The following is a 15,819-nucleotide window of genomic DNA, read 5'->3' as shown; positions in this document are numbered from 1 at the left end:
ACCCGTCCCGAGTGGAGTCATCCTCAGAGGCGTGGAAGCTGAGCGACCAATCACCCATTGCATGATGGGCGAGTCCCCGTACGTCCACATCTCTGCGGAATCGACATAAATTCTTCAGGACCTGCTTGACCCCGGGAATTCGTCCTGGATATGGTAGCGTATGCAATCGCGGCTGGCCTTGAGCATCTGCGATCCATTCATCTTGTTTGGAGTCGCCGAAGATTCCAGCATCGAACAGGTATCGTTCGAGCCGATCAAGATGTCCGGCAGTGGTTGACGATTTCTCAATCTTGAACCGTTCGGTTCAAGAGTTTCGATCGTATCTCGTGCATTTCGTTCGGTCGTTCGCGTGTTCCATTCTTCGGGGTTCTACCCGAGCCGGTTTCGGGGCCAGCATGCGCCCTGAGCTCGCTCGCGAGGAGTTCAATTCGCAATGAAGGTCAGTGCTCACAGACGCCTCGGCTTTACTCTGATCGAACTCTTGGTGGTCATCGCCATTATCGGTGTCTTGATCGCGTTGCTGCTTCCTGCCGTCCAGAGTGCTCGCGAAGCGGCCCGACGGGCCCAGTGCGTGAACAATCTGAAGCAGATCGGCATCGCGCTGCACAACTATCACGACCAGGTCAACGCGTTCCCTCCGGGCGCCATTGCCGACGAAAACCGGGGCAGCATCTGGGCGGGCAACTCCCAGATGAACACCCTGAGCTGGCGGGCCTTGATCCTGCCGCAGATGGAAGGGACCAACCAGTACAACGCCCTGAACTTCGACGTGCACGGCAGCAACACCGGCGCGGGTGCGGGTTCGTGGTTTACGGCGTGGGTGACGGTCAACAACACCTGGCTTTGCCCCTCGGACGGCCAGAACAACGGCGGCCTCCGGGATCGTGAAAGCCTGACCGGCCAGTGGCCCAACGGCCCCGGCCCGATCAACCCGGCGACCGGTGCCGCGTCGACGGTCGTTCCCGTGTCGAACTACCCGGGCAGCTTCGGCGACAACTACTGCATCGGCGGTCTGACCCCGCCAGGCGGCCCCTGGGAAACCCCGGTGGGCACGACGCTGGCTCCGGGTCTCCCCCGCATCGGCTGGGCGGGCTTCTGGGGCACGAACTTCAACGAGACTCTGTCGGCTCGTGGTTCAGGTGTGCTCCGTGGGTTCTTCTCGTACCGCAACGCGGGCATCGGCCCGGTGAACCTTGCCAGCGTGCGAGACGGCACGAGCAACACCATCATCGTGGGCGAGACGCTGCCGTATCAGGTGGCCGACAGCAACTTCTACATGAACAACGGCAGCACCTTCGGCACCACGGTGCCGATTAACTGGAAGACGCCGGAAGCCCCGGCCGTTCAGTTCGGTTCTTCCAACTGGCGAAGCCGGTTCAGCTACGCGAGCAAGGGAGCCAAGAGCGAACACCCGGGCGGTGCGAACTTCCTGTTCGCCGACGGCTCGGTCAAGTTCCTCAAGGAGAGCATCAATATCGTCGTCTACTGTGCCCTCGGTAGCCGAAATGGCGGCGAGGTCATCAGCGCCGACCAGTATTGATCTTCGACTCGCCTTGATTGCTCCGGGGTGGCGATGCTGCCCCCCCGGCTCGGGAGCAACCCGACCCCCGGAAGATCATCCTTCCGGGGGTTTTGGTTCGTTTGCTCGATGGCTCCAGGACCATGATTCTTGTCTGCCCCTTTCCGTAGGGCCGGGGCAATTCTCTTGCCTTGATCGATTCCGCCATTCCGCAGTGGAGCGACCATGACCGCGGCACCCTTGACCTTGATCCGCCGAATCACCCCCCTGGCCGTTATCTTCACGGGCATGATGATCGTCGTCGGTTGCAGCGACGGCACGGGCCTCCCTAAACGCTACCCGGTTTCGGGGAACGTCACGTACAACGGTCAGCCTGTCGAAACCGGAACCATTACGTTCGCTCCCGTCGATCCGGACAGTCGCGCGGCGAGTGGAACGATCTCCGGTGGTTCGTACTATCTGACCACCGCGATCGACGGGGATGGTGCGCTGCCCGGCGAGTACCGGGTCTCGATCACCTCGCGTGATGTCAATTACGACGCTGCCATGAGTGGCGTGCAGGGTGGTTCTCCGAAACAGGATGACGTGGCCAAGGCGTTCGCCGAGGCCAAGGACCTGGTTCCCGCCAAGTACAGCCTGCCGGACACCTCGGGCCTGACCTACACCGTCGAGAGCGGTTCAAATCGCAACGTGGACTTCGACCTGACGGACTGATTCGTGGTCGACGCCCTGTGACGCGACTCCAGACGACCCGATCCCCTGCCCCTTGTGGCCTGCAAACGGCCTTGAGGAGAATTGGCATGGGAACCGGGTCGTTTCTTCGCGCGCTGGTCTCGAATTCCGGTCGGTTCTCGGATGTTGCCTCATCGCAACAGATGCGAAAAGGCAACAGACGGAACGAGGGCGATTCGTCGAGCCGATCAGCCCATCACCGATCAGCCGGAGCGGCCTTGAAGCGGTAGAAGTTCGCCAGGTCGGGCTGATCGGTCGCCTCGTAATACTCCGCGAGCAGGAGACACGAGGGGCGGTGGCCGGGAACGGTGGTAATCGCCTTCTCGGCCCAGCGGACGCCTTCTTCGGCGTGACCGTGTTCGATCAGCCAGCGCGCGGTTTCGTACTGGAGCTCGGCGTTGCCTGGGTCGCGCACGAGGGCATCGCGCAGTCGCTCGATCTCGGCCGCCTGGGCGCGAAGCTGTTCCGAGCGCTCGCGCATTTGCTCGGCCTCCTCCCGCCGACCGAGCCGAGCGAGCAAGAGTGACTGCTGATAGGGGATGTCGGCCTGCTCGGGGTCGAGTTCGGCGGCCCGATTGAACTGGGCCAGGGACTCCTCCACGCGGCCCGTCTGCTGGTACAGACGGGCGAGTCCCTTGATGGCTTCCAGATGGTCAGGCTCCCGCGCCAGGGCTTGACGAAGCAAACGCTCGGCGGCCTCGACCTCTCCCATGCCCAACTGGTTGAGCCCGGCCCAGGCAAGGGCGTCGGGATCGTCGGGATGGCGGTCGAGGTAGGCGTTGAACGATTCGACCGCCTCCCGGTAATTCCCGGAGCGGCGAATCGTCTCGGCCAGTCGGAGGAGCACACCATCCAGGCTCGGGTCTCGTTTGAGTGCCTCGCGGTAATGCGAGGCGATGACCGTGTACTCGTCGCCGATGCGCTCGGAGATTTCGGCCTCCATCAACCAGGGCTCCGGGTCATCGGGGGCATCGCGTCGCCATCGGGCGAGGGCCTCTCGGGCGGCTCCAAAGCGGAAGGTCGCCAGGCCGATCTCGGCGAGGGCCTGGCTGGCCACCGGATCGGGCCGATCGGTGGCGGCCAAATGGGCTCGCAGCAAGGGCTCGGCCTCGGCCATGCGACCGGCTCGGGCCAGGGCAACCCCTTCGACATCGCGAAGGGCAGAGCGATCGAGCCCCTGCTGTTGGGCTCGCCGGGCGAACTCGAATGCCTCGGTTGGTCGATCACGGGCGAGGGCAACCCGAGCGGCCCAGGCGAGGGCGTCCGGGTCATTCGAGCGTCGCGATAACCAGCGATCGACGATCTGCTGCGCCTCGTCGAGCTGCCCCGAGGCGATCGCCGCGGCCACCTGCTGGCCGAGCGTGTCGTCTCCCGAGCAGCCAGGCCCCGCCAGGAGCAGCACGAGCAGCCCCAGAAGCGACAGGCCAACGGCCTGAGTGGACGAACGGCCTCGGGACGCAAGGAGCATCCGTGGCGGGTGACTCATCTCTGGAGGCTCCGGGCGGATGGTCCGCCCCTTCGTGTCGGCTCAAAGCGAAGACTGGCCAGCCGGCGCCCCTCTCGGATCGTCCGAGGAACGACGTGGGAGGGTGATTCCAGGGTATCCGATCCGTTCGAGGCGTCAAGCAAGCGCGAGTCGAGCCGGCTGAAGCCCCCGATCGCCGGCAAGGCCGAGGGCCGAGGTGATCGCGAGCGGCGCGGTTGCCTCGGGAGGGATCGTCCACTACCATCGAAGCGTCTCGGAACTCGCGGTTCGGATCGCCGAGGAGGCCGCATGCATTCTGATTTCTGGATTGTTCCTGCGTGGTTGCTCATGGGAAGTCTGTTCGCGCCCCTCGCCTCCGGCGATGATTTCACCTTTTTTCATGAAGAGGTGATGGGCACGGCGCTGGAGCTTCGTGTCCGGGCCGACGATGAACCCGCAGCCCGTGACGCCGAGGCACGCGTGCTAAGCGAGATCGACCGCCTGTCGGCCATCCTCAGTGGTTACGATCCATCGAGCGACCTGAGTCGGTGGATGAACCAACCGGGCGAGGCATCGAGCGCTCCCGCTGAACTGTTCGAGGTGCTTCGAGCGGCCGATTCCTGGACCCGAGCGTCCGGAGGCGCGTTCGACCCGAGAGCCGCCGTGTTTGGAGCCCTCTGGAACTCCTGCGCCGAGCGAGGTCGAACACCCACGCTCGCCGAACTGACCGAGGCGAAGGTGCTGGCCTCGGCCGACGCCTGGCGGCTCGATCTGGACGCGAAGACGGCCGAGCGGATCGGCCGAACTCCGATCAGCCTGGACGGCATCGCCAAGGGATTCATCATTGAGCGGGCCTGTGCCGCGGCGCTCGATCCGAGCCGGGGAGTGCGCGGGATCTTGCTGAATGTCGGCGGCGACTTGCGAGTGGTCGGCGAGGGGTTCGGGACGATCGGCCTGGCCCCTCCGATAGGAGATTCGGAGGCGAGCGAGCCGTTCACTTATCTGGAGGTTCATGATCGTTCCGTCGCCACAAGCGGCGCGGCCCATCGAGGCTGGATGATCGGCGACCGCTGGCATTCTCACATCATTGATCCTCGAAGTGGTCGACCGGTGGAGGCCGTGGCCTCGGCCTCGGTGGTTGCTCCGAGAGGAAGCGATGCCGACGCATTGGCCACGGCCCTCAACGTCTTGCCGGTTGCCGACGGGCTTCGCCTGGTCAACGGGTTGCCAGAGGTCGAATGCCTGATCGTCGCCAGCGACGGCGCGATCCATCGGAGTGACGGCTGGGGCGAGCTGGAACGATCGCAGCCCGCGTCGTCGCTGATGGCCAATGCGCAGGAGCCGATTGCAGTGGCTCCGGAGGCCAAACGTCAAAAAGCCTGGGGAGAATCATTCGAACTGGTGGTTCGGTTCGAGATCAACCGCCCCGAAGTGGAGCAACGGCGTTATCGGCGTCCGTATGTGGTGGTGTATATCGAGGACGAAACGGGGCACGTAGTTCGTCACCTCTTGATGTGGGTTTCCATGTCCGGATCGGGTCCGGACCAGTGGCTGCCCGACCTGCTGCGTTGGTATCGGAGCGACGCGGGCCGGACCCGGATCGAGCGCCGGAACAAAGCCTACGCGATTGGCCGATCAACGCGTCCGCCGGGAGAGTATCGCATCACCTGGAACGGCAAGGACGACATGGGCCAGCCGTTACCGGAAGGGTCGTACACCGTTTTCGTCGAGGCTGCGCGGGAACACGGAACGCACCAGGTGATCCGCATGCCGGTCTCGATTGCCGACGAACCGTTTGCCGAGGATTACGAAGGGAATGTCGAGATCAAGTCCGCCTCCGTCGAGTACCGCCGAATCGGGTCGGAGTGACCTGGAACGCCCCCCTGAGAACGGTTCCGAGCGGGGATCGAGAAAACGATCGCGGCGGTCGCTCGGGAACCGGGTGGCCGCGGTGACGAGATGGCTTCACATTTATCTGTCGATGTTTGGCCTGGCATCGGTCCTGTTCTTCAGCGTGACCGGCCTGACGCTGAATCATCCCGACTGGTTCTTTGCGAATGTTGAGCATGTGAGCGAAGCCGAGGGGACGCTGGATCGGTCGTGGATCGACGATCCGGACTCGGCATCGACGGACGATCCGGCCGACCAGGTCGATCAGCTCCGCGTGGTGGAGTACCTGAGGCTCGAACACGACGTCAGAGGAGCGCTCACCGAGTTCTTCGTGGACGACTACGAATGTTTTGTCACGTTTAAAGGTCCGGGTTATGCCGCCGATGCTCAGATTGACCGAGAAACAGGACAATACTTTTTAACAGAAAGCACGCTCGGCCTGGTGGCCGTGCTGAACGATTTGCACAAAGGGAGGGATACAGGGCCGGCCTGGTCGGTGGCGATCGACGTTTCGGCGGTGGTGCTGACGGTGATCTCGCTCTCGGGGCTCATCTTGTTATTTTATCTGAAGCTGAGGCGCAATCCAGGGCTGGTGGTGGCGGTGATCGGCGGTGGGGTGATCGTGGCGGTGGTGCTGCTCGGGGTGCCTTGAGCATCGAGCCGACCGATCCGAGGAACGGAGGAAGCTCGGTGGTGTTGAGATCGCTCGGAAATCGGGGTATCCTTCGGGCCAGGGGGTTGGGTTCGATGGCTCGCCCGGCCCGTCTGGTGTATCCTCGATCGATGCCATCGGAACTCGCCTGAGACTTGAGAGACTGACACCATGTCCCTGCCGGCCCCCCCGACGCCGATCGCCGAATGGACTGTCGACCGCCTCCGCGTTCGGGTCTTTGAAGACCGAGCCCGCCTGGGCCGGGCCGCCGCGGCCGGAGTGGCCGAGGCCATCGCCGCCCGCCATAAGGTCGCCGAACGAGCCAACATTATCTTTGCAGCCGCCCCCAGCCAGGATGAATTCCTGACAGCGCTGGTGGGAATCGACGCGATTGACTGGTCACGAATCGTCGGATTTCACATGGATGAATATCTGGGATTGAATCCGGATCATCCAGCGAGCTTCCGCCGTTATTTGCATGAGCATATTTTCCGGATGGCGGGCTTGCCGGCCGATCGCCTCCGCCTGATTCCCGGCGAGCAGACCGATCGACCGCTGCGGACCTGCCTGGAGTACGAGGATGCGCTCCGGGCCGAACCGCCCGATATTGTTTGCGCGGGCATTGGAGAGAACGGGCACCTCGCCTTCAATGATCCGCCGGTGGCCGACTTTTTGGACCCGGTCCTGATCAAGGTGGTTCGGCTCGATCACTCCTGTCGCGTGCAGCAGGTCAACGACGGCTGCTTCGCCGAGCTGGACGACGTGCCGACGCATGCCTATACCCTGACGGTTCCGGCGTTGCTGTCGGCGCCAGTGCTTTCGGTGGTCGTGCCGGGTCCTCGCAAGGCCGACGCGGTGCTGGCCACGCTGAAGGGGCCGATCTCGGAAGCCTGCCCGGCCTCGGCCCTGCGGCAGCACGAGGGAGCGACCCTGCTGCTTGATCGCGAATCGGCCCGTCTGGTGCTCTGATCCCTTGGGATCGAGGTCGTCGAGGGATCTCCTCGTTCTCTCAAAAAGAAGGACGACCTCGGTCAATCTTTCGGTCGGATTGTCGAACTTCCGGGTGAAAATCTTCTGAACCCCGGAGGGCTCCTCGGTGTCGAGAGGCCGCGGAGCATGTGCGAACCCGACCGAGATGATTCCCCATGACAACACTCGATTCGACCGATCCTGATCGGTCCGAGGCTCCCGGCGATCCTCCGCCGGGGGCCGATCTGCTTGCGCCCGTGGCCCAGAGCCCGCCTTCGGAACCCCCTGCGCCGTCGAGGGCCGAGCCGGTGGGCAAGGCCGAGCGGCTGGCGGCCGTGGATGTGCTGAGAGGCGTGGCCCTGCTCGGCATTCTGGCGATGAACATCGTCAGCTTCGCCTGGCCGTTTTCAGGGTATGACAATCCGGATCTCAGCGGAGGGCCGGGGATGGTCAACCGATCGGCCTGGATGATGAATCATCTGCTGTTTTCCGGCAAGATGATGTCGCTGTTCTCGATGCTCTTTGGTGCTGGGCTGGTCCTGATGGCCGATCGAGCCGATCGGCGCGGGGTGTCCTTTGCCTGGGTCTATTACCGACGCATTCTCTGGCTTCTGGTGATTGGCCTGATTCACGCGTACTTCATCTGGTCGGGCGACATCCTGGTGGCCTACGCCCTGTGCGGCCTGGTGCTGTTCGTGTTCCGCTCGACGAGCCCGAGACGATTGTTCGTGCTGGGGGTGGTCTTGATCGTCGGTTCAAGCCTTGTCTTCCCGGTCATGGGCCTGGGTCTCGGCGCAGTGCGAGCGATGGCCGAAACCACGTCCGAGAGCATCAGCACTTCTGATTCGGGCCGGGCCGCGATGGCCGAGGCCTGGCAGGAGATGGGGGCATTCTTCGAACCCACCGAGGAGCAATATGCCGAGCAACTCGCCGCGTATCGGGGCAGCTACTGGGAGGTCTTCCCACACCGAGCGCAAGAGTCGATCGGCTTTCAGGCGTTCTTCCTGCCCCTGTTCATCTGGGGCATCGCCGGGCGGATGATGGTGGGAATGGCCTTCATGAAGTGGGGGGCCTTCGCGGCGGAACGATCAACCCGCTTCTATCTGGTCATGGCGTCGATCGCCTACGGGATTGGTCTACCGCTGACGATCGTGGGGGGGTTGGACCTCTGGGCGACCAACTTCGAGGTGGTCCGGGGGACGGTCTTCGGGGCGGCCCTGGCGATGCTGGGCATGGTGCCGGTGGCGCTCGGGCACGCGGCGGTGGTGATGCTGGTGGTCAAGTCGGGGGCGCTGCCGCGATTGACGGCTCGCCTGGCCGCAGTGGGCCGGATGGCCCTGACGAACTACCTGACGCAGAGCATCGTCGGCACCTTGCTGTTTTATGGTTATGGACTCGGCCTGTACGGCAAGCTGGATCGGCCGCAGCTCTGGCTCATCGTGCTGGCCATCTGGGCGTTGCAGCTCTGGTACAGCCCAATCTGGCTCGCTCGGTTCCGCTTTGGCCCGGCGGAGTGGATCTGGCGATCGTTGACGTATCTGAAGTTCCAGCCGATGCGGGCCGCAAAAACGTGAGCTTCAACAAACGCGGGGAGCCGGTCAGAAAGGACCGGCTCCCCGAACGGGATCGGAACGGGTTGTCAACGACCAGAGTGAGGGATCACGATCACTCGGGCAGCGGTTGATCCTTGGTTTCCGGCGCGAATGGAAGCGCCATCAATCCGATCAGGAAGACCACGCACATGGTGACACCGGCGTACCGCATGGGTAACGAGCTGTCGATCTCGGCATAATCGGCGTAGAGCAGGTTCAAGGCCCCGAGGCCGAGCGGCCCGGTCGCGGCGACCAGTCGTCCGACGTTATAGCAGAACGACGTGCCGGTGCTCCGAAGTCGTGTCGGGAACAGCTCGGGGAAGTAAATCGCGTAACCGCCGAACAGCGAGAGCTGGCAGAAGCCCATGACTGGGATCATCCAGTACACATCCCAGAATCCGGCGATCTTGCCCAGAAAGAGGAAGGTGAAGATCGTCGCCCCCATCGCCAGTAGGAACGAGATGGCAAAGGCCGGCTTGCGGCCGATCTGCACCGTGACCAAGGCGAAGGCATAAATGCCGAAGAAGGCCCCGGCGTTCTGGACGAGCGAGGTATAACCGGTCCATCGGGCGAGCCTCGCCTCGACGAAGGGCCGAATTTCCTCATGGTTCCGGAGGTAGCTGCTGCGGGCACGCTCCTCGGTCGGTGAGACGAGATAGGTGATTCCCTCCTCCGGTGTCTCGGGGACGTCGGAGGGATTCTGCACGACCCGAATCGTGCCGGCTTCGAGGCGCTCCTCGTAATCGGCCTCGGGACCGGCGACCAGGCCGGCCTCGTTGGCCATCTGCAGGGCCGCATCGCTGAAGATGTCGCGGATCAGGTCGAAGCTGAAGAAGCCGATGCCCCAGAGGCCGACCACGCCGGAGAAGGCCAGCAGCATGCCGACAATCGTGTTCTTCCGCCATCGACGGTCGCCGAACAGCTCAGAGAGCGAACCGAGCTTCTGACCGCCGTCAGTCTCTGGTTCATACATGCCGGGGGAGCCGTCGGCCGGGATGTCTTCCGAAGGTGTCGGCGTGTGCTCATGCTCCGAGGGAGGTGGAGTTGCCTTGCCCTTCGGTGCGACCCCGGCAGTCTGTTGCCAGCGCTCGGGTTCGCGAAGCTTCATGCGAATGACGATTGCCAGCAAGGCCGGAGCGGTGCCGACCAGGAACATGATCCGCCATCGGCTGATGCCGGTATCCTCGATCAGGCCGAGGCTGATGACGATCAGGGCCGCCGTCATGTTCCCCACGGCCGAGAGGGCCTGGAGCCACCCGAGGGCCCGGGCCCTCGCGTGGTCGGGCATCACCTCGGCCACGAGGGCCACGCCGACGGCGAACTCGCCGCCGACCCCCAGACCGGTCAGGAAGCGGTAGAAGGCGAAGTCCCAGACGTTGAACGAGAAGGCGCTCAGGCCCGTGAAGATCGAGTACATCAAGATCGTCAGCAGCATCGTCTTGGCTCGGCCGATCTTGTCGCCCAGGATGCCGAAGAAGAGGCCGCCGAGCGCCCAGCCGACGATGAAGATCGACGTGGCGAGCGTGCCGAAGAAATTGACGCGGGCTGGATCGGTGGTATCCAGCAGTTCCTCCATTGCCGGCTTGCGGGCAAGGTTGAAGAGCTGCTGATCCATCGTGTCGAACAGCCATCCCAGCGCGGCGACGGCAAGCACGAACCAATGATAGCTGGTCAGACCGCGATACCACGGGCCTTTACTGTAATCGATGGGGGCGTCGCCTGCCCCGGAGGGCGGTTCGGCATGCATCATGACTTCCTCCGAGCGATCGAGTCGAAACGAAACGTTGGATACCGATGACCCGAGACAAAGGACCGGTTGAGTCCCCTTCGTTCCGCCCATCGCAGAGCGGCCCGAAGCGTCGAAGCCAGCACCACGCTCCGAGGTGAGCGATGGTCAGGCCTTCGGCCAGCAGCGTTCGTGAGGGGGGAACGCATGGTGCCGTCATTGGCGCATCGGTGATCATCGAGACGCACGATCCCACCATCTTCAACCCGTCACCGCAACCGCTCGCTCCCAAAATCGAGCACAGTCTCCTCGTTCCAACCGGAATCTCCACGAATCACACGAGGCCGTTCGGCTCGTGCCAACGCCCCCGGCGCAAGCGGATGCTCCCGATCGCCTCCGAGCAGAATCTTGGGCGACCGCGTCCGCGAAACGGGTATAAAAAACAACACTCCCCGCAAGGCAACGCGCGTGCTGCCTTGCGGGGAGTGTCTCAGGAGGCGAGCCCGCATTGGCTCGACCAACCATCGTGTCGTCTGCCGACGGCCAGACTGTTTCAAAAAGAGGGGAGCGGAACCGAGAGGCGAGACTCAGGGCGTCTTCATCTCGTCGCCCTGCTCACCCTGCATGCCACGGAACTGAGCTTCAAATTCCGCTTCAGCCTGCTCGAGGTCTTCGGGCATGCCTTCATCAATCCCACCGCCACCACCGCAACCAACCAGGCCGATCGCCAGCAGGGGAGCCGCAAACCATCGAGAAAAACGCCAGAGCATTGGCGAGAAAACTCCGTCGAGAAGAAAAAAAAAGGGGGGATGAGTGTCTCCGGCCATCCTTGAGCCTCATTCGAACACCGGATCGAGCCACCCTGAGGGCCACTCGATCCGGCATGGTACGACGAGCCAGGATGTCTCGCAAACAGCTCGCGATCAGAACTGGTCAGCCGAGACGATTTCGCCACCATTGCGGGTTCCCAGAGCCCACCAGGTCTCCAGGTTCACCGTATCCTTGACGAAACGAACCGAGCCGTCAGCCATGGCGACGTTGACACCGCCCGGGTGATTGCTGTTCGGCGGGGCCGAACCGAGCGGCCCGACGAAGGTCAGCCAGGAAGCGTCCGAGGGGTTGTGGCAGGAAACGCTGTTCGGCCCACCCACGTGGTTGTAGGAGTTGACGGACAGGTGCCAGGGATACGAAGCGATCCAGACATACCCGCTGGCATTGGACCGCCGCGAGGTCTCCGTGGGCGGAATGTTGCGGCAGGAGTTGATGAAGGCCATCGTCGCCGCGGCATCGCCGGAATCGGCCGCTGCGCCGACCGTGCCGGTGAAGACAGCGCGCTTCCAATCCGGATCGCTGCGGCGGATCTGCGGGCCGCCCCGGATGCCAACCAGCCGCTCGCTGAACATGGCGGTGTTCGAGGTGCCGTCACGAATGCCTTCGGTGCCGAAGGGGCCGGCGTTGCGGTGAGTCGAGCTACCGACGCCGATCGTGATGGTGCCGGTGAACTGCAACATCGAGCCGGGACCGCCGTAGTTGCCGAAGTAGTTCTGGGTTCCGTACGGTGCGGCCGGACGAGCCTTGGTCATGTCCGACGGGCAAAGGAACGTGGCGACCTGGGTGTAGCCGACCGTGGTGTTGCCCTGCTGGTAGGTGTTGCCGCTGGCATTGCCGAACATGCCAATCGAATAGTTGAAGGCATTGAACAGCGGCTGCTGTTCCATGTGCGGCAGCAGACCCAGGGTCCACGAATAGGCCCAGCCCCAGCTATGATCCTGCCCCGCAGGAAAGTTGGTCATGAGCGGGAAGACCTGGTTCTGATCCAGGTAGTTGTGGGCCGCCAGGCCAAGCTGCTTCAGGTTGTTGGTGCACTGAGATCGCCGAGCTGCTTCGCGAGCTGCCTGAACCGCCGGAAGTAAGAGGGCGATGAGAACGCCGATGATCGCGATGACCACCAACAACTCAATCAGAGTGAAACCGCGCTGGCTTCTCCGCATCAATCCATCCTTTGTTCAATAAAATTCCGCGAACGAGATCCGGTACGAGAGAAACAACCGGAACGATAGGTCAAGGCTTCCTGATGGTACGAAAGTTCGGGGGGTAATGGCCAGAAAAAAATCCAGCATCTTCGTGTGTTGCATTCTCGCGAGATGCGAAGGGGCAACTCGATGGGAGAATCCATCGGCGCACAACGCATTGACATAACCTTTGAGAGAGCAAGCGTTTTCAACACACACAACCAGGAATCCACTCGTGAACCATGGGCTGACGTCGCCCCGATGCAGATCGCCCGTTGCAAATAGACCACAACGTCAGGGCTCTCCAGAACGAGGGGGGATCACGATGGGGTCGTTCCCTGGCGGGCGTCGATGGGAAGGGGGGCGGTCCCAGGGCTGAGGGGGATTGGGGCGGTAGCGAGGAGCGGCGTCGTGTTCCGGGAAGGTGGCCGCGATGGCGAGGAGCCGATCTCGGGCGGCGAGGGCCTCGGGATCGTCGTTCGCATTGAGCAGGTTGCGTTCCTCCCCGGGGTCGGCCTGCAAGTCGTAGAGGGCCGTCGGCTCGCGGTTGCGGCCGATCCAGAGCTTGAACCGCTGATCGCGGATCACCCGATCGATGTACGGTTGCGCGGGGACAACCCGACCATCTCGGTAGACGGCGGGACCGCGGCCGAGGGACAGAATCCAGTTTCGGGGAGAGTCGTCGGCCTCGCCTCGAATCAGCGGGGCGATCGATCGGCCATCGACCACCTGATCCCCAGGCACCTCGGCCCCGGCAAACTCGGCGAGGGTGGGAAAGAGGTCGGTGAAATCGGTCAATGCCTCGGTCACGACCCCTTCGGGCACGAGACCCGGCCCGTTGACGATGAAGGGCATGGCCGTGCCGGCCTCAGACAGTTCGGCCTTCGCGCCGCGGACCTCGCGGCCGAGTCGGCGGCCCGAGATGTTCCTGGCCGTACCGTTGTCCGTCGTCAAGATGATGATCGTCCGTTCGCGGAGCCCGAGGTCATCAACCGCCTGGACCAACCGACCGACGATGGCGTCGGTGGCCCGCACCATCGCCGCGTGGCGTTCCTGGGCCGATTCGGCTCCTGGTTCACTGGGGGTCGGCACCTGGGGCGAATGGACGAGGGCCATTGGGAAATAGAGGAACATCGGCCGCTTGCGGTGCGATCGCATGAAGTCGATCAACGAGCTGGCGAACACCTCCGGCCCGAACGCGCCGCGATAGGTTGTGGAAGGGGCAGCCCCAGAAGCATCTCCGGCAGCGATGTAAGGATTCCAGTAGCGTTCGTCGCTCCCAGGGTTCCCGCCTTCGCCACCGGTCCACATGCACCAGGAGTCGAACCCGGCCTCGAACATCGCCATCGGCTCGACGCGGAAGTCGTCAATCTGCCACTTCCCGGCCACGGCGGTCGCGTATCCGGCATCGCGCAGCAGCCGGGCGATCGAGGCGTTTTGCTCAGGATCGAAATGCGCTCCGCAGCCGAACCGAGGGACATCCCAGTGGTTGACCCAGCCGTGGCGAAAGGGGTACTGGCCGGTCAGGAGGGTCAGTCGGCTCGGTGTACACTGAGGCATGGAGTATGCATGTTCGAACCGCATGCCACCCGCGGCCAGGGCGTCGATGTGAGGGGTTTCAATTCCCTCGGCGCCGTAGCAGCCGATCCACTCCTTGCCGAGGTCATCGACCAGGATCAGCAGGATGTTCGGTCTCGACTCGTCGTCGGCCGTCGAAACCGAAGCTCCGAAGCCGATCACCAGGGCCGTAAGGATTCCGAGCGCTCGCCCCATCGTCGCCTCCCCGTTGCCGAACCTCCTGGAGGTCGATTGGATCGATCGTCCCTCGGGCGGATCGTCGATCATCGCGTCTCGAGGTTCACATGCTTGGGGGCGACTGTCCAGGGGCTGTCGAACCGGCGGACAGGGGCGGTTCGAGGCGATTCGTCAGGCCGAGGTTGCGTGCAGTCGGGCCCCGTGCGGGGTCTGGTTCGATCGAAGGCGCTCGCAGAGCGTGCGGCACTCGGACAGATCGACCAGCATGGCTTCGGTCAAGAACGACTCGCTCGGGCCATCGGAGGCCCACTGAAGCTGCTCCTGGCAGTGTCGCATGTGCTCAATCAAATCCTTCATCCAGAGCAGCGTGTTGGTTCGGTCGCTCATACGAAAGGTGCCCCGTGAACGGTCCATGTCGATCGGGAGGAGGGACGCGAGCGATCCCTCGTGGCGTCGGTCTGGACTTAGGGCAAAGTCCGTACCATTGGGGTGGATCACCGTGGCGGAAAATCTCGTCAGGCAAAACGGCGCAAAGACTTGAGGAAAAATCACCCGATTTTTCGAGACCAGGGCGAGAGCGACCCGTCATGTAACGGTTACAATAGATTCGACCCTCACACCGGGATCGGCAACGATTGGGAAGTGGTCCCTGGTTGCAAAGGCTCTCGGGCACCTCTCACTGGTTGAGTCGGCTGGACGGGGCGACGGCATGGGGATGATTGGCGACGCATCGCGACCCGGCACAAACCGCTCACCCCGGGGCCTACGCGCCGTCATGGCTCGATGGTTCTCGGGCCAGCCGTCGCCCGACCTCATCACCGAGCCAAACGGCGAACCACGCCCGCGATTCCGGGTCGTCTGCCTCTCACGAGAGGCCGGGGCCGGCGGCTCGGCGCTGGGCCGGATGGTCGCCGAACGCCTCGGCTGGACCGTCTACGACGCCCGGATTGTCGAAACGATCGCCGATCGGATGGAGCGGCCGATCGAGGAAGTCGAGGCGCTCGACGAACTCTCTCCCAGTGTCGTGCAAGACTGGCTCTTGCCCCTCCGCGAGGAACACTGGGCACCGCTGGAAGCCTACCTCGATCACTTGGCCAAGCTGGTTCTCTCGATCGGCCACGCCGGAGACGCGGTGATCGTCGGCCGGGGGGCCGGGTTCATGATCCCAAGGCACGAGGTTCTCTCGGTTCGCCTCGTCGCGCCGATCAAGGCACGAGCCCGCCGCCTTTCGGAACGGCTCGGCGTCACCCCTCGAACCGCCCGACGGCTGGCGCTCGACCTCGACCGCCGCCGTCGGAAATTCGCTCGGACGATGTTTCGGGTCGACGACACCGACCCCCACTCGTACGATCTGGTGATCGACACCGAGAGCGTCGGCCTTCCCATCGCCTGCGAGTTGATCGCTCGGGCCATCGAGGCAGGCCAGCCGCCGGCCTCCCCTGCCCTCTCGCTCCCTGGCCCCGAGGACGACCGCCCCGCCTGACGGTCGTTCACGGTCGGAGGACTG

The 15,819-nt window shown here is 63.6% G+C and carries 13 protein-coding genes; 7 read left to right on the top strand and 6 right to left on the bottom strand.

Going from position 1 to position 15,819, the window contains the following annotated elements:
- The first annotated feature begins 433 nt into the window (after positions 1-433).
- Positions 434-1,540 carry a DUF1559 domain-containing protein gene (locus tag GA615_RS01995; protein ID WP_152049568.1) on the top strand — a complete coding sequence of 369 codons (1,107 nt, stop codon included), beginning with the start codon at positions 434-436 and terminating at the stop codon, positions 1,538-1,540.
- A 204-nt stretch (positions 1,541-1,744) separates the two neighbouring features.
- Positions 1,745-2,233 carry a hypothetical protein gene (locus GA615_RS01990; RefSeq protein WP_152049567.1) on the top strand — a complete coding sequence of 163 codons (489 nt, stop codon included), beginning with the start codon at positions 1,745-1,747 and terminating at the stop codon, positions 2,231-2,233.
- 214 nt (positions 2,234-2,447) lie between these two features.
- Here the strand turns inward: GA615_RS01990 and GA615_RS01985 are convergent, their stop codons facing one another.
- Positions 2,448-3,737 (bottom strand): tetratricopeptide repeat protein, encoded by a 1,290-nt coding sequence (locus GA615_RS01985; RefSeq protein ID WP_152049566.1) that lies wholly within the window; start codon positions 3,735-3,737, stop codon positions 2,448-2,450.
- A 288-nt stretch (positions 3,738-4,025) separates the two neighbouring features.
- Between GA615_RS01985 and GA615_RS01980 the strand changes: the two genes are divergently transcribed.
- The 4 genes from GA615_RS01980 to GA615_RS01965 all read left to right on the top strand — a co-directional run bounded on the left by GA615_RS01980 (position 4,026) and on the right by GA615_RS01965 (position 8,801).
- Complete coding sequence (locus GA615_RS01980) at positions 4,026-5,585, top strand: DUF2271 domain-containing protein (protein ID WP_152049565.1); 1,560 nt, start codon at positions 4,026-4,028, stop codon at positions 5,583-5,585.
- Complete coding sequence (locus GA615_RS01975; RefSeq protein ID WP_152049564.1) at positions 5,533-6,258, top strand: PepSY-associated TM helix domain-containing protein; 726 nt, start codon at positions 5,533-5,535, stop codon at positions 6,256-6,258. The genes GA615_RS01980 and GA615_RS01975 overlap by 53 nt, the downstream gene beginning before the upstream one ends.
- A 171-nt stretch (positions 6,259-6,429) precedes the next feature.
- The gene (locus tag GA615_RS01970) at positions 6,430-7,227 is read left to right on the top strand and encodes a 6-phosphogluconolactonase (RefSeq protein WP_152049563.1); all 798 of its coding nucleotides are present in this window, start codon (positions 6,430-6,432) and stop codon (positions 7,225-7,227) included.
- Between the two features lie 176 nt (positions 7,228-7,403).
- The gene (locus tag GA615_RS01965) at positions 7,404-8,801 is read left to right on the top strand and encodes a DUF418 domain-containing protein (RefSeq protein ID WP_152049562.1); all 1,398 of its coding nucleotides are present in this window, start codon (positions 7,404-7,406) and stop codon (positions 8,799-8,801) included.
- Positions 8,802-8,892: 91 nt separating this feature from the next.
- Here the strand turns inward: GA615_RS01965 and GA615_RS27980 are convergent, their stop codons facing one another.
- The 5 genes from GA615_RS27980 to GA615_RS01935 form a co-directional block, all read right to left on the bottom strand.
- Entirely contained in the window at positions 8,893-10,566 is a 1,674-nt protein-coding gene (locus GA615_RS27980) for an MFS transporter (RefSeq protein WP_449343054.1), read from the bottom strand.
- 566 nt (positions 10,567-11,132) lie between these two features.
- On the bottom strand, positions 11,133-11,315 hold the full coding sequence (locus GA615_RS01950) for a hypothetical protein (protein WP_152049561.1): 183 nt from the start codon (positions 11,313-11,315) through the stop codon (positions 11,133-11,135).
- A 153-nt stretch (positions 11,316-11,468) separates the two neighbouring features.
- Entirely contained in the window at positions 11,469-12,536 is a 1,068-nt protein-coding gene (locus tag GA615_RS01945) for a DUF1559 domain-containing protein (RefSeq protein ID WP_152049560.1), read from the bottom strand.
- Between the two features lie 315 nt (positions 12,537-12,851).
- Entirely contained in the window at positions 12,852-14,330 is a 1,479-nt protein-coding gene (locus GA615_RS01940) for a sulfatase-like hydrolase/transferase (RefSeq protein ID WP_161602111.1), read from the bottom strand.
- 153 nt (positions 14,331-14,483) lie between these two features.
- On the bottom strand, positions 14,484-14,699 hold the full coding sequence (locus GA615_RS01935; RefSeq protein WP_152049558.1) for a hypothetical protein: 216 nt from the start codon (positions 14,697-14,699) through the stop codon (positions 14,484-14,486).
- A 388-nt stretch (positions 14,700-15,087) separates the two neighbouring features.
- Between GA615_RS01935 and GA615_RS01930 the strand changes: the two genes are divergently transcribed.
- The gene (locus GA615_RS01930; protein ID WP_235904994.1) at positions 15,088-15,795 is read left to right on the top strand and encodes a cytidylate kinase-like family protein; all 708 of its coding nucleotides are present in this window, start codon (positions 15,088-15,090) and stop codon (positions 15,793-15,795) included.
- Positions 15,796-15,819: the final 24 nt, after the last annotated feature.

It is taken from the genome of Tautonia marina (genome assembly GCF_009177065.1).
GTDB classification, from domain to species: domain Bacteria; phylum Planctomycetota; class Planctomycetia; order Isosphaerales; family Isosphaeraceae; genus Tautonia; species Tautonia marina.
The sequence above is the reverse complement of the archived record's forward strand: the minus strand, read 5'-3'. Positions and strand labels throughout refer to the sequence as shown.

Excerpts from the sequence above, each read along its gene's own strand:
- GA615_RS01995 (WP_152049568.1), top strand. The coding sequence starts at position 434 with ATGAAGGTCAGTGCTCACAGACGCCTCGGCTTTACTCTGATCGAACTC.
- GA615_RS01990 (WP_152049567.1), top strand. The coding sequence starts at position 1,745 with ATGACCGCGGCACCCTTGACCTTGATCCGCCGAATCACCCCCCTGGCC.
- GA615_RS01985 (WP_152049566.1), bottom strand. The coding sequence starts at position 3,737 with ATGAGTCACCCGCCACGGATGCTCCTTGCGTCCCGAGGCCGTTCGTCC.
- GA615_RS01980 (WP_152049565.1), top strand. The coding sequence starts at position 4,026 with ATGCATTCTGATTTCTGGATTGTTCCTGCGTGGTTGCTCATGGGAAGT.
- GA615_RS01975 (WP_152049564.1), top strand. The coding sequence starts at position 5,533 with ATGTCGAGATCAAGTCCGCCTCCGTCGAGTACCGCCGAATCGGGTCGG.
- GA615_RS01970 (WP_152049563.1), top strand. The coding sequence starts at position 6,430 with ATGTCCCTGCCGGCCCCCCCGACGCCGATCGCCGAATGGACTGTCGAC.
- GA615_RS01965 (WP_152049562.1), top strand. The coding sequence starts at position 7,404 with ATGACAACACTCGATTCGACCGATCCTGATCGGTCCGAGGCTCCCGGC.
- GA615_RS27980 (WP_449343054.1), bottom strand. The coding sequence starts at position 10,566 with ATGCATGCCGAACCGCCCTCCGGGGCAGGCGACGCCCCCATCGATTAC.
- GA615_RS01950 (WP_152049561.1), bottom strand. The coding sequence starts at position 11,315 with ATGCTCTGGCGTTTTTCTCGATGGTTTGCGGCTCCCCTGCTGGCGATC.
- GA615_RS01945 (WP_152049560.1), bottom strand. The coding sequence starts at position 12,536 with ATGCGGAGAAGCCAGCGCGGTTTCACTCTGATTGAGTTGTTGGTGGTC.
- GA615_RS01940 (WP_161602111.1), bottom strand. The coding sequence starts at position 14,330 with ATGGGGCGAGCGCTCGGAATCCTTACGGCCCTGGTGATCGGCTTCGGA.
- GA615_RS01935 (WP_152049558.1), bottom strand. The coding sequence starts at position 14,699 with ATGAGCGACCGAACCAACACGCTGCTCTGGATGAAGGATTTGATTGAG.
- GA615_RS01930 (WP_235904994.1), top strand. The coding sequence starts at position 15,088 with ATGGCTCGATGGTTCTCGGGCCAGCCGTCGCCCGACCTCATCACCGAG.